This window comes from Atlantibacter sp. (genome assembly GCF_032062175.1).
GTDB lineage: Bacteria > Pseudomonadota > Gammaproteobacteria > Enterobacterales > Enterobacteriaceae > Atlantibacter.
Genome location: NZ_DAMBQK010000003.1, coordinates 1 through 12,571, shown reverse-complemented (window position 1 = coordinate 12,571; position 12,571 = coordinate 1). Strand labels below are relative to the sequence as shown.

The window sequence follows — 12,571 nt, the reverse complement described above, 5'->3', positions numbered from 1 at the left end:
CAAGAGGAGAGGGTAATGCGCTGTTACTTGCGGAAAAACTCGTTGTACAACATATACAAATGGGCCGCGCTCCAGGAGAAATTGGGCGCGCCCTGCTGTGCGCCGGTCAGCGGGTTGTAGTTCTCCTGAATCGGGCCATCGGACGTCAGCCCCTTCGCGTGTTTAAAGAAGGCGTCCGCCAGCGTCAGCGCCTCTTCGCGATGGCCGTAGCGCTCCATGCCCTTCAGGCCGAACCAGAATTGATCCACCCACACGCGGCCTCGCCAGTAGATATCCGCGCCAAACGCCGGGTTGGTTAACGCGGCGGTGCCCAGCGGGACAAAGGTATTGAACTCGTTTTTATCCAGCATCACCGAGATCACCGCATCGGCGTGTTGCTGCGTCGCCGCGCCGTTAAACAGCGGTGACCAGCCTTCCGGTCCTTTGCCGCGCTCAACAATCGGCTTCCCGGCGCAGCCGTTCGCCAGCGGCTGCGGTTCGATACGGATGTCGTAATAGAATTTGGTTTGCGGGTCGAACATGCAGGTATTGATGTACTCCGCCAGTTTGTTCGCCAGCGCCTGGTAATGGCGGGCGTCGTCGGTTTTGCCGAGGATCGTTGCCATCTCTGCCAGGTAGTGGTTATCGCTGTACATATAGCTGGCCTGATCCACCGACTCCTGGAGCAGTGAGTAGCCCAGCAAATTGCCAGATTTATCGCGGTTCTCGGCGAATTTCACCGTCCAGTCGCTGCGTTTTCCGCCTTTAGCGACATAATTATCCAGTTGCTCTTTATCGATAAAACCAAACGCAGCCGCATCGTCGCGGCCCGATTCCCAGGACGCCGCCACCTGCGCCGGGATCTCCAGGCTGTCGTAGTCGCCTTTCCCGGTGACCGCTTCATAAGTTTGCAGCCCGGAAAGTGTCTCTTCATGGCCCGCTTTTTTCAGGGTAAACAGCATCTCGCCGCCGGGCGTGTTGTGCGCCTTATCACGGGTCGCGCCGTATTCCGGTACGCCATTGCCGTTGTGATCCCGGTTGCGCAGCCACCAGTCGTGATAGGCCACCAGTTTCGGGTACATCTCTTCCAGCCAGGCTTTATCGTGGGTGACGCGGTACACCTCCATCACCGACCAGGCGGCCAGGCTCGGCTTGGTATTGCGCTCGTTCCAGTTGCTGCCGTCGCCGCCGCGTTCCGGGCTCAGGTTCCAGGCAATCAGATCCGGCACAAAACCGGCATCCTGCGGGCGCACCTTGTCATCGGCTTTGATCTGCCAGGAAAAGACCGCGCGGATATTTTCTTTGGCGATTTCCGGGTTGAAATGCGCCATTGCGTAAGCCTGTTTCCAGGTATCCCACGGCCAGGTCTGGTTGCCGGAGAACCAGCGTCCGGTCACCGATGGGGTCACGGTGTTATGCTGCACCGCGCCGCCCGGCGCGCGCCAGTTGCCGTTGAGGGTTTCGATGGCTTTCACCGCCACGCGGGTTTGCTCCGGTGTGGCATCAGGATTGGTCAGCCCTTTTTGCAGATAACTATTCCAGCGCTGCTGCGAGGCCGCCATGTAATGCGCCGGGCGCGCCAGAATATCGCGAATAATGGCCTTTTCAACCTTCGCCTGCCCGGCGGTCAGCAGGTGCGAATAGGTGGTGTACAGCGTGGTGGAACCGTTAATCCGGGCGGTGCTGGTAAAACGATGACCGTCGATTTTGGTCTCGGACGGCAGGGATTTATGCACCTGATACTGAGATTCGCCGGAGGTCATCAGCGCCGAGTCGTCACGCACTTTGCCGAAGCTTACCGTCAGGCCGTCGTGGGTGGCGCTGAGGCGGCGTTGATAGTCCGGGTAAGCCTCATCAATGGTTTTACCGGACAGCGGCTTGCCTTCTTTGGCTTCCAGTTTTTCCAGCAGTTCACCGTCCCACACCAGCGTAAGCGGGGTGTTGCTGGTGATTTTGGTTTCCAGCAGCGAGGTATGGGCGCTGGCGAAGCGCAGGGTCATGTCGATGCGCACGCCAGGGGCGGTCAGCGTTTGCACCAGCGCGCCGGGTAGGCTGTAGGCCTGCATCGTAAAGCCCACTTTTTTGCCGTTCTGGTACACCGTCAGGCGATCGAAGTGAGTCGCCATAAAGTTGATGTACTCTTCGGTGAGCAGCGCCGGGCCAGGGAACCCGCCCATCGTTGCCGGGCCATCGGGCAGCAGGTGCCCGTGCCACGCGCCGAGATCGAAAAACGGGTTAAAGCGCTGGTGGTCATCGTAGTCGTAATCGTGCATGTACTGCGGCGCGCCGGTACGGTTGATGACGTTTTTAAAGTCATCGGCAGTCACTGCGTGGGCAGAGAAACTCAGCAGTAGCGCGCAGGCCAGCGGGGCGAGGGGCGACTTGATGGTCATAATAAAAATGTCCTTATTACCAGTAGAAATATTGCATCAGGAACACCTGGTCGGCAGGGTCGCCAGAGGCGTTTTTCATAGAGAAGCGGCTGTCGGCTGCGGTGGCGAAGCGCCCGCCGCCGTACTCGTACCAGATGCCGAACTGTATAAAGGAGGTGGTTTCTTCGGCGGCGTTATCCGGGCGGTGTCTGGCGTAGCTGTACGCGGTTGAGAGGTAAACACCCTTTAAGGCTTCAACCATGGCGCTGGCCATAAAGCCGGTTTCCGTGCCGGGGACGTGCTGGCCGTTGGCGCGGCCGGTGTGGTGCCAGGCGCGGGCCGCCAGGTTGGGCGACAGAATACCGGTTAAAAACAGCTGACCGGTGCCGTCGGTGACTTCCAGGCCGTTCATCCAGGTGACGTCTTTGGCAATGTCATACTGGACATAGCCGTTCACCATCGCCGGGTAGGTATATTTATCGTCATAGCGGTCGTACTTGCCGAAGTGCAGCCAGGCTTTGCCTTCGTCATGGTGCCCGGCCGGGGTGGCGGTCACGCTGTAGCGGAATTTCCCCGCCAGGTTCTGCACCTTCAGGGCGTACATGATGTCGCGGGTGTTGGGGATCACGTAGCCCAGATCCGGGGTAAAGTCGCCCCACCATTGCAGATCGTCCAGCGACGAGTCCTGGCGCAGGCTGAGCATGATTTCGGTGCTGTCGTCGGTTTTATAACCGCCGTAAAGACGGTTAAGCCCGCCTTCAAAACCGCCCCAGCTATGATCGGGCACCCAGGCGTTGCCCTGATGGTCGGCCTGTACCGTCCAGCCCTCGCCGTAAATCAGCCCGAACCAGTGGCCATTTTTTATTTCCAGCCCACCCTCGATATAAGTCCCGTCGCTGTATTTATGTTTATATTCATTTTCCAGATCCATATATCCGCCAATGCCCATCTCGCCGTAAAAGCGGTATGACGGCGCGGTGATTTCCGGTGTTTTGGTATCATCATGTTCCGCCGGTTTTGCGGTTTCAGCGGCAAGCGCAGGGCAGCAAAAAGACAGGGCAACCAGTGCCCCGCATAAGTGGTGCATATTTTTCATCGGTGTGTCCGTTTATTATTTTTAGAAAAACAACCCGTTATTGAACGTGAGACGCGGGTGCGGCCTCAATATTCTTCTCTTCCTGAGTCAGTCCTTTAATGTATTTGCTGTATTTCCACCAGGCGAAGCCGAGGAAAATAACAATGCCGCCGACGTTATAGAAAATAATGGTCAGAATATTGCCGCCGGTGGGGAAAGTAGAGGCAATAAAACCGATGGTGAAAATAACGATCAGCATCGAGACTACCGTAATTCCGGTGGTGCGCGAGCCCATTTTAAAATCACGCGGCAGGTGGTCGAGTTTGCGGCGCAAATTCAGGTAGGCCAGCATAATAAACAGCGGCGGCAGCATCGACGCGGCGGCGGTCATATTAATAATGGTGTTCATTAATTCCTGAACGGTACTGGAGCCCAGCATCGGGATAATCATTAACGGGATCACGATTAAGAACTGGATCCAGGCAGCACGTGCCGGTACGCCGTTCTGGTTAAGCTCGACGGTCTTTTTACCAAAGATGCCCGCCGGGATTTCCGAGAAGAAGATTTTCACCGGGGTGGCGGTCCACATCAGCAGTGAGCCAAACATCGCGGTAAAGGACACCAGGCCAACAAAGCGGTTCATCATGATTTCCGGTAGGCCAAAATACGCCGCCAGACCGTGGAACACCTGCACAGAACCGCCGGTGAACTTCAGCTCTTTACTGCTGATAAACACGTTAATCAGCACCGAGGAGACCGAATACAGCACGCCGATCACAATCCCGGCCAGAATGATGACTTTAACGAAGGACTTCGAGCCGCCTTTGACGTCGTTAACGTACACCGCAACCGACTCCGCGCCGCCCGCCGCCATAAAGATCCAGGTGGTAATGCCAAGGAATGCCCAGTTGAAGTTGGGGATCATCGCGTCAACGCTAATCGGATCGGCAGGCTGCACGCCGCCCACCAGCGCCGCACCGGCCAGCAAAATATAGGACAGCGTCAGCAACAGCATCAGCGACGACGTGACCGAGGTGATCGGCCCGAGCATTTTCGCCCCGTTGGTAGAAACCCAGGTAGAGAAGGCGAACAGCACCATGCTCAGCACCGTGGTGGTGATCGGCGTGAACATGTACTCATAGCCCAAAAAGGCGTACGAGGCGTAGGCGATCACGCGCGGCAACAGCGAAGTAAAAAAGAACAGGTTCACAAACCAGTAGGTGTAGGCGGTGATAAACGCCCAGCGGCCGCCCAGCGAGCTTTTCACCCACGCGTAAACGCCCGCTTCGGAGTTCTTATTCAGCGACACGAATTCGGCAATGATCAGGCAGAATGGAATGAAGTAAAACAGCGTCGCCAGGAAGAACATCGGGGCCGACGCCAGGCCCAGCTCGATATTGTTGTTGATAACGTTATTGAAGCTGAACACGGCGGCAAAGGTCAGCGAGAGCAGGCCGAACTTGCCGATGGTATTGCGTTTAGTATCAGACATGACACATCTCCACACATTGTCCTTCCGAAACCGCTGAAGGGGGTTGTGTTGTTTGTAGGATAGAGAGCCCGGTTAAGGGCTGTAACCGGGGGATGGCCCCCGGCGTTGCTTAACGCGTCATCACTTATTCAGGAAATAACCGTCTTCAATCGTCACCAGCAGCACCACTTTTTTGACCGGGGCATCGCAGATAAAGCGGTACGCCTCGCTGTTATCGCAGACGATCAATTGCCCCTCGTGAACCTGGACGATTTCGCCGATGCCCTTCAGGTATTCCCGGTCGGTTTCATCGCGATAGCAGGCGACGGTTTTTAACGCGCTTTTCGGCGCGACCTCGATTTTTTGCTGGCCCTGGAGATAGTAATGCACCTCAAAATAGCGGCGGCGGCCCATAAACAGCGCATCGGTGGTGGTACTGGTTTCCACGCGATAGCTGAGCGAATCGCCAATCGAATGGGCCACGCCGGGGCGGATCGCATCGATATTGTTGATGGCCTCCAGGCAGCGCTGCCATTTCCGCCCGCTGTGATAAACCTCGGAAAACTGCGCTAAATTATCGAGAACTCTCATTGTTCAGCCTCGCTGTGTGAAACGGGGGAAAAGAAACCGTCGCCGAACGCCTGGTTCGCCAACACTGGCGAGGAGCCGACGCCGCCTTCCAGCGGCAGCAGGGTAAAGCCATAGTTGAAGGTGTTGAGCCACACGCGCCAGCTATCCAGCACTTCGCTGCCCCAGGAGTTGGAGCCAAGGCCGAGCACCTGGGCGTCGATATTCAGCGTGATGTCATCGCTGCGGCGCAGTTCGTTGCAGTGCTGGGCGGCGTGCAGATTTTCTGCGGTGTAGTGCCAGGCGCTGATGTTCAGCGGCGCGCGTGGCACCACCATTAGCCCGCTGCCGTGGCGGTCAGCGAACGCGGCCCAGCGCACATGCTGGCGGTTGCCGTTGTTCTGCGGAAAAGGGTAGTTCTCGAACATCTCATCAACGGTGCTGCGCCAGACGTCAATAATGTTGCTCTGCTGGCTGTCGGGGTAGTTCTCGCCCGGCCCGCGACCGTAGTAATTCACCTGCTCAAACTGGCCGTTAATCCCCATCATAAAGCCGATGCACGGCACGATATGCGGATAGTCGCCGTAGCGCTCGCCCTGTAACTCCACGTTGATATGGCCCTGCGGGGTAATCTGCCAGCGGTAGGTGCAGCGCATCCCGAAGTCAAACACCGGCGGCGCGATAATCGTCTTCGTGGTGATCACCACCGTTTCGCCGCGCTGCTCCGCGCTAAACCCGCGTAGATGCTCCTGCATAATTTGCAGATGGCTGGGCTGCCATAATCCTTCGTATTCCTGCTTGTGGTTGTCGATCATCGGCTTGAAGAAGTTAATCTTTGGCTCGCGGGTGATCTGGTCCACGCCGTTCACCTGCCAGTGGGTCAGCTTGCCGCTCAGCTTCGAGAACACCACCCGGAAATTGTGCCCGCTGACGGTGTAGCTGAGGCGCTCATCGGCAATCTGCAACGGCGTGGCGCTGGCGTTGTACGGCGCGGGTTGTGCCGCCGTGCGCGCTTTAAGCGGGAACTGGTAAACGGCGATGTCGTGATTGGCGTCGCTGTACAGGGTGCGCGAGTCTTTAGTCACCATTACGTTGATAAAGGCTTCACGCGTGTCCAGTTCAGGCAGATCGATGGTGATATCGCGGCCGCTGTTTGGCGCTAAATCGCGAACTTTCAGGCGCTGGCTGGAGAGCGTTTCTCCTTCGGCGCGCACTTCGATGCGCAGGGTGTAGTCGTCGAGGGTCGAGAACCACAGCTTATTTTCAATGCGCAGCTGGCCGCGCCGGGCATCCCTCGCCAGCACTTTCACCGGCGCGATCACCTGTTTGTACTCACGCAGTCCTGGCCCCGGCGTTTGGTCGGCGTAGATCAGCCCATCGAGGCAGAAGTTGTAATTGTTAGGGTAGTCGCCGTAGTCGCCGCCGAATTTGTACCACACCGCGCCGTTTTCATCGGTGGTCTGAATGCCGTGATCGCACCACTCCCAGACGTAGTGGCCCTGGATGCAGTCATGCTGATAGAACACGTTCTGGTATTCGGTCAGGCCGCCCGGTCCGTTGCCCATCGCATGGGCGTATTCGCAGATAATGCGCGGTTTCTCATGGGGATGTTCGCCGAACGCGTTCATCAGCGGGACGCGGGTGTACATGGTCGAAATGATATCCACCACTTCGGCGTCGCGATCTTCTTCGTAGTGCACCAGCCGGGTGTCATCCAGCGCTTTGGTGGCGCGGTACATGGCGCGAATATTACAGCCGTAGCCGGATTCATTGCCCAGCGACCAGATGATAATCGACGGATGGTTTTTCTGGGCGTGAACGTGGCGCACGATACGCTCGACATAGACATGTTCCCAGGCCGGATCGTCGGTGATACGGCTCAGGTTGCCGACGTTAGCGAAACCGTGGGATTCGACATCGGTTTCCGCCATCACAAACAGGCCGTAGATATCGCACAGCTCGTAAAAGCGCGGGTCGTTCGGGTAGTGGGCGGTGCGCACCGAGTTGATGTTGTGCTGCTTCATCAACTGGAGATCTTTTTCCACGCGATCCATTCCAACGGCGCGGCCCTTGAGATGATCGTTATCGTGGCGGTTGACGCCGTGCAGCATCACATAATGGTTGTTGATGTAGAACAGGCCGTCGCGCACCTTGATATCGCGAAAGCCGACGCGCTGAGGGATGACTTCAAGGATCTCGCCAGCGGCGTTTTTCACCGTCATCACCAGATGGTAGAGATACGGGTTTTCCGCCGACCATGGCTGCGGGGCTTTGACATCAAGGGTAAAGCCGCTGTCCAGCGTCTGGCTAACGGTCAGCGGGCCGGTGGTGCCGTGGTAGAGCGCGTTATCACCGTCGAACAGCGTATATTCCACGCGGGCATCGGCAGGCTGCCCGGCGAGGTTTTCCAGCACCAGTTGGCAGGAGAGGGTGGCGTCGACATAGTCGTCATTAAAGTCGGTGCGCAGGGTGAAATCCTGGACATGAAGCGGCTGTTTACCCACCAGGTAAACATCCCGGAAAATCCCGGCTGACCACCACATGTCTTGGTCTTCAATATAAGTGGAATCCGCCCACTGCATCACCCGCACGCACAGCAGGTTTTCGCCGGTTTTTACCGCCGCGCTGATGTCGAATTCCGCCGTTAAGCGGCTGCCTTTACTCAAGCCGATGTACTGGCCGTTAACGTAGACTTCGAAGTAAGTTTCGACGCCGTCGAATTTAATAATCGTCTGCTTACCCTGCCAGTTTTCACCGAGGGTAAAGGTGCGCTGATAGGCCCCGGTGGGGTTGTCGGTCGGCACGAACGGCACGTCAATCGGGAACGGGAAACCCTCATCGGTGTACTGCAATTTGCCGTGGCCTTCCATCTGCCACATGCCCGGCACGGTGATAGATCCCCAGTCGTTAAGGTATTCGGAGGTAAACGCCTCCGGCACCAGCAGCGGGTTGGTGAAGAAACGGAAGTTCCACTGCCCGCTGAGCGACAAAAAGCGGCTGCTGGTTTCACGTGCAAAGGTCCGGGCCTGGGCCAGCGAATCGTACGAGAAAAAGTACGCGCGCGGTGCCAGCCGGTTTTCATGAGTCAGTTGAAGATTTTCCCAGCGATTCATATCGCCTCCCTGAACGGCCTGAGTTATTGCTTTGCATTTTAGTAAAAGTTTTACTAAATAAAACCAGCAGGACTGATTTACTTTAACTCGATCACAGAATGCGTTTTCGGGAGGGAGAGGAAAGAAGCCGGAATAGCGGGCGCAATCCGGCGATATCGCTGGGTTAGCGCGTGGTGCCGCGCAGTTTCAGGACGCTGGGCACAAACACGTTTAGCGGCAGCGCGCGACCATCGCGAGCTTTTTCAACCAGCAGGTTGACGCCCTGGCTGCCCATCATTTCTGAATGGATGCGCACCGTGGACAGCGGTGGGAAGGTAAACCGCGCGGTGGGGATATCGTTAACGCTAATCAGCGAAATATCCTGCGGGATAGACAGCCCACGCTCGTGGATCGCGCGCAGCACGCCGATGGCAATGGAGTCTGAGGCCACAAACAGCGCGGGGGGAAAGTCTTCTTTTGCCAGCATGGTTTTCGCCAGTTCATAACCGGAGGAGCTGGAAAAACCGCCGCGCCAGATATCATCCTGGGATACCACGCCTTTGAGCTGCCCGTATTCGACAAACGCCCGTTCGCGGATATCGGCTTTACCCGGCTCGTCCTGGCCGCCGATAAATCCGATACGTGAAGCGCCCTGGCTGATAAAGAAGTCGACCACCTCTTTGGCGATGCGCACCAGGTCGATATCTACCGCGTCATAGCGGCTGCCCGGTTCGTGGAAATCAATAAAACAGATATTGTCGGTATGCGCCGTAATGGTTTCGCGCAGGGCGCGGGCGGGCTTACCGACGATCAGCACCCCGGTGATTTTCTTCAAATCGGGCAAGGTGTTATTGAGATAACAGTTGGTCAGCTCAATGCTCAGCTTCTCGCACTGGGTTTCGACCCCGTGGCGGATCGCCAGATAATAAGGGTCGTTGATTTCCAGATCCTGCTGGTAGCTGTACAGCGCCAGAATATGGTGATGGCCCACGGCAGGCGTCTGGGATTTCCGCGAGCTTGTGCTCTTGTACTCCAGCTTTTCCGCGATCTCCAGGATGCGGTGTTTGGTCTCTTCTTTCACGTTTAACGAGGGATCGTCGTTTAACACCCGTGAAACCGTCGCCAGTGAGACGCCCGCTTCGGCAGCGATATCTTTCAGTGTGGCCATCATTTTCCTTATCTGACGTTGCCCCTTTTCGCCCGCTTATTGTAAAGCAAGCCGGCGCGCCTGCATCTGTTTTCAGTAAATATCCGTGGGTTTATTCATCCCCGCCGGACAGCGCAAAGCGTGATCCGATTAACAATTTTACCGGTAAAACGCGGTACGGAAAAACTTTGCTGGTATATTTTACTAAAATTTTACTAAGGAGGAAGGATGAATACGGTTGCTTATGATGATTTCGCGAAGCTGGAAATGCGCACCGGCAAAGTGGTTGAGGTGAAACGCCACGCCAACGCCGACAAGCTGTACATTGCGCAGATTGATGTCGGCGGCAGAACGTTGCAAACGGTGACCAGCCTGGTGCCGTACTACAGCGAGCAGGAATTGCTGGGTAAAACGGTGGTGGTGCTGTGTAACCTGGCGAAGGCGAAGATGCGCGGTGAAACGTCGGAGTGCATGTTGCTGTGCGCGGAAACCGACGACGGCAGCGAAAGCGTACTGCTGACGCCGGAGCGCCTGATGCCCGCAGGCGTGCGGATCGTGTAATCAATGGCCCTCTGATGCAGAGGGCCAAATCAAGCTATGCGTGCCGTCCCAGCGGCACCACCAGCGGCGTACCCGCCACCGGATCGTCTATAATCATGCAGCGCATCCCGTAGATGCGTTCGATCAGATCCGCAGTGACAATCTCTTGCGGATCGCCTTGTGCCACAATCACCCCTTCACGCAGCGCGATGATGTGATTCGCATAGCGACACGCCTGGTTGAGATCGTGCAGCACTGCTGCCAGCGTAAACCCCTGCTCTTTGTTCAGCGCACTCAGTAGCTCCAGCAGATCGATCTGATGGCTGATGTCCAGCCAGGTGGTGGGTTCATCCAGCAGCAGAATCGAGGTTTCCTGGGCCAGCACCATCGCAATCCAGGCGCGCTGGCGCTGGCCGCCGGACAGGGTATCCACGCTCTGGCTGGCAAGGGCTTCAATCCCGGTGGCTTTCATGGCGCGGCTCACGGCCTGCTGGTCCTCATCGCGCCAGCGGGTAAACAGCGGCTGGTGCGGGTAACGGCCACGGCTCACCAGCTCCTGCACGGTGATATCGCCGGGCGCGCTGGCGTTTTGCGCCAATAAGCCAATGCGCCGCGCCACGTCTTTGGTGGCGTACTGCTCAATATGTTTGCCGTCGAGCCACACCTGGCCGTTGAGCGGCTTCATCAGGCGGCTTAAGGTGCGCAGCAGCGTCGATTTGCCGCAGCCGTTCGGGCCGATAATGGCGGTGAATTTGCCATCGGGAATCGACACGTTAAGCGACTCGGCAATGATTTTTTTGCCGTAGCCGAGCGTCAGCGTGGCGCCATGCAGGCGGGAATGGGTCATCTCTTGCGGGACTCCTGAATCAACAAGGCGATGAGGTAAATACCGCCGATACTGACGGTAACAACGCCCACGGGAAGCTGGTAGGGGGTAAACAGACGCTGGGCGCATAAATCGGCGGCCAGTAACAGGGTGCCGCCGCACAGCGCCGACTGCAATAAACCCAGGCGCGAGGTCAGGCTTAAACGCCGGGCGATATGCGGCGCGACCAGCGCGATAAATGAAATCGGGCCTGCCAGCGCGGTCGCGGCGGCAGTCAGCGTCACGGCAGTGAGCATCAGCAGCAGCCTTGAACGTTCAACCGCCACGCCCAGCGCGCAGGCGCTGTCGTCGCCCATCTCCAGCAGGCGCATCCGGCGCACCAGCAGCGCCGCCGCCAGCAGGGCAATCGCAATCAGCGGCACCGCCGGGAAGGTTTTGCCCCAGGTCAGGCCGTTGAGCGAGCCGGCGTTCCACATCTCGGCAGAAAGCGCGGTCTCCAGCGAGGCCTGTAACAGCAGCCAGGTATTGAACGCCACCAGCATGGCGCGCATGCCGATGCCGATAATAATCAGTCGGAAGGTGTCAATGCCGTTGCGCCACGCCAGCGCCCAGACCAGCAGCGACGTGACGATACCGCCGCCGAGGGCCGCCAGGGTGATGGCGCTCAAGCTCTGGCCGAACAGCACCATGGCGATCAGCACCCCGCTCCACGCGCCCATGTTAAAGCCCATGACATCGGGGCTACCCAGCGGGTTGCGCATCAGCGACTGGAAGATCGCGCCGCTGACGCCCAGCGCTGCGCCAATCACCAGCGCCATTAATACCCGCGGCAACCGCCATTCCACCACGATTAATGAAATCTGGCGCGGGCCGTCGCCCAGCAGCGCGCTAATGACCTGCGAAGCGGAAAGCGGCAGCGCGCCGCTGGATAAACTCCAGACCGACATTACCGCCGCCGCCAGGCAAAACAGCGCCAGCACGGTCAACAGGCGAGGGGAGAGGCTCATAGCGTCACTCCATTACGCCGACGGCGCACCAGATAAATCAGCACCGGCGCGCCGATAAACGCGCTCACCACCGAGACGCGGATTTCGCCCGGTACGATCAGGCGGCCAATAATATCGGCGAGCAGCAGCAACAGCGGCGTCGCCAGTAGCGTAGCGGGCAGCGACCAGCGGTGATCCTGGCCCACCAGCCAGCGCGACAGGTGCGGCATCATCAGGCCAATAAAGGCGATGGGGCCGACCAGCGCCGTCGCGCTGCCGCACAGCAGGGTAATTGCCGCCAGGCCGAACAGCTGGGTGCGGGCGACGCGGCTGCCGAGCGCAGTGGCGGTGTCGCTGCCCATGCTCAGGCTGTTTAACGACCGGGCCAGCAGCAGCGCGATTAACAGGCCGATGAGCACCGGGGCCAGTACCACTTTCAGGGTCATCAGGGTGCGGATATCCAGCGAGCCGGACTGCCAGAAACGCAGCTGGTCATACACCACCGGGTTTAACAGC

At 58.0% G+C, this 12,571-nt stretch carries 10 protein-coding genes; 1 reads left to right on the top strand and 9 read right to left on the bottom strand.

Annotation, left to right across the window (positions count from 1 at the left end; all coding sequences use genetic code 11):
* Positions 1-23: 23 nt before the first annotated feature.
* The 6 genes from ygjK to ebgR form a co-directional block, all read right to left on the bottom strand.
* Positions 24-2,372 carry an alpha-glucosidase gene (ygjK, locus tag RT120_RS04010; RefSeq protein WP_312979723.1) on the bottom strand — a complete coding sequence of 783 codons (2,349 nt, stop codon included), beginning with the start codon at positions 2,370-2,372 and terminating at the stop codon, positions 24-26.
* Positions 2,373-2,388: 16 nt separating this feature from the next.
* On the bottom strand, positions 2,389-3,447 hold the full coding sequence (ygjJ, locus tag RT120_RS04005; RefSeq protein ID WP_312979720.1) for a protein YgjJ: 1,059 nt from the start codon (positions 3,445-3,447) through the stop codon (positions 2,389-2,391).
* Between the two features lie 37 nt (positions 3,448-3,484).
* Positions 3,485-4,918: an amino acid permease gene (locus tag RT120_RS04000; RefSeq protein ID WP_312979717.1), complete on the bottom strand. Its 1,434-nt coding sequence runs from the start codon at positions 4,916-4,918 to the stop codon at positions 3,485-3,487.
* 120 nt (positions 4,919-5,038) lie between these two features.
* Positions 5,039-5,488: a beta-galactosidase subunit beta gene (locus RT120_RS03995; RefSeq protein WP_312979714.1), complete on the bottom strand. Its 450-nt coding sequence runs from the start codon at positions 5,486-5,488 to the stop codon at positions 5,039-5,041.
* On the bottom strand, positions 5,485-8,577 hold the full coding sequence (gene ebgA, locus RT120_RS03990; protein WP_312979710.1) for a beta-galactosidase subunit alpha: 3,093 nt from the start codon (positions 8,575-8,577) through the stop codon (positions 5,485-5,487). The genes RT120_RS03995 and ebgA overlap by 4 nt, the downstream gene beginning before the upstream one ends.
* 163 nt (positions 8,578-8,740) lie before the next feature.
* On the bottom strand, positions 8,741-9,724 hold the full coding sequence (ebgR, locus tag RT120_RS03985; protein ID WP_312979708.1) for a transcriptional regulator EbgR: 984 nt from the start codon (positions 9,722-9,724) through the stop codon (positions 8,741-8,743).
* Positions 9,725-9,931: 207 nt separating this feature from the next.
* Between ebgR and RT120_RS03980 the strand changes: the two genes are divergently transcribed.
* Positions 9,932-10,264, top strand: coding sequence for a tRNA-binding protein (locus tag RT120_RS03980; protein WP_312979706.1), 333 nt, complete (start codon positions 9,932-9,934; stop codon positions 10,262-10,264).
* 34 nt (positions 10,265-10,298) lie between these two features.
* On the opposite strand, the gene fepC is transcribed toward RT120_RS03980, so the two are convergent.
* The 3 genes from fepC to RT120_RS03965 form a co-directional block, all read right to left on the bottom strand.
* Positions 10,299-11,090 carry an iron-enterobactin ABC transporter ATP-binding protein gene (fepC, locus tag RT120_RS03975; protein ID WP_312979704.1) on the bottom strand — a complete coding sequence of 264 codons (792 nt, stop codon included), beginning with the start codon at positions 11,088-11,090 and terminating at the stop codon, positions 10,299-10,301.
* Positions 11,087-12,076: an iron-enterobactin ABC transporter permease gene (fepG, locus tag RT120_RS03970; RefSeq protein ID WP_409515020.1), complete on the bottom strand. Its 990-nt coding sequence runs from the start codon at positions 12,074-12,076 to the stop codon at positions 11,087-11,089. Before fepG ends, fepC begins: the two co-directional genes overlap by 4 nt.
* A partial coding sequence (locus RT120_RS03965) for an iron chelate uptake ABC transporter family permease subunit (protein WP_312979702.1) occupies positions 12,073-12,571 on the bottom strand: 499 nt, incomplete at its 5' end. The genes fepG and RT120_RS03965, both read right to left, overlap by 4 nt.

Bases quoted from the DNA above. Each gene is read 5' to 3' on its own strand.
- ebgR (WP_312979708.1), bottom strand. From the start codon at position 9,724: ATGGCCACACTGAAAGATATCGCTGCCGAAGCGGGCGTCTCACTGGCG.
- ebgA (WP_312979710.1), bottom strand. From the start codon at position 8,577: ATGAATCGCTGGGAAAATCTTCAACTGACTCATGAAAACCGGCTGGCA.
- fepG (WP_409515020.1), bottom strand. From the start codon at position 12,076: ATGAGCCTCTCCCCTCGCCTGTTGACCGTGCTGGCGCTGTTTTGCCTG.
- RT120_RS03995 (WP_312979714.1), bottom strand. From the start codon at position 5,488: ATGAGAGTTCTCGATAATTTAGCGCAGTTTTCCGAGGTTTATCACAGC.
- ygjK (WP_312979723.1), bottom strand. From the start codon at position 2,372: ATGACCATCAAGTCGCCCCTCGCCCCGCTGGCCTGCGCGCTACTGCTG.
- ygjJ (WP_312979720.1), bottom strand. From the start codon at position 3,447: ATGAAAAATATGCACCACTTATGCGGGGCACTGGTTGCCCTGTCTTTT.
- RT120_RS04000 (WP_312979717.1), bottom strand. From the start codon at position 4,918: ATGTCTGATACTAAACGCAATACCATCGGCAAGTTCGGCCTGCTCTCG.
- fepC (WP_312979704.1), bottom strand. From the start codon at position 11,090: ATGACCCATTCCCGCCTGCATGGCGCCACGCTGACGCTCGGCTACGGC.
- RT120_RS03980 (WP_312979706.1), top strand. From the start codon at position 9,932: ATGAATACGGTTGCTTATGATGATTTCGCGAAGCTGGAAATGCGCACC.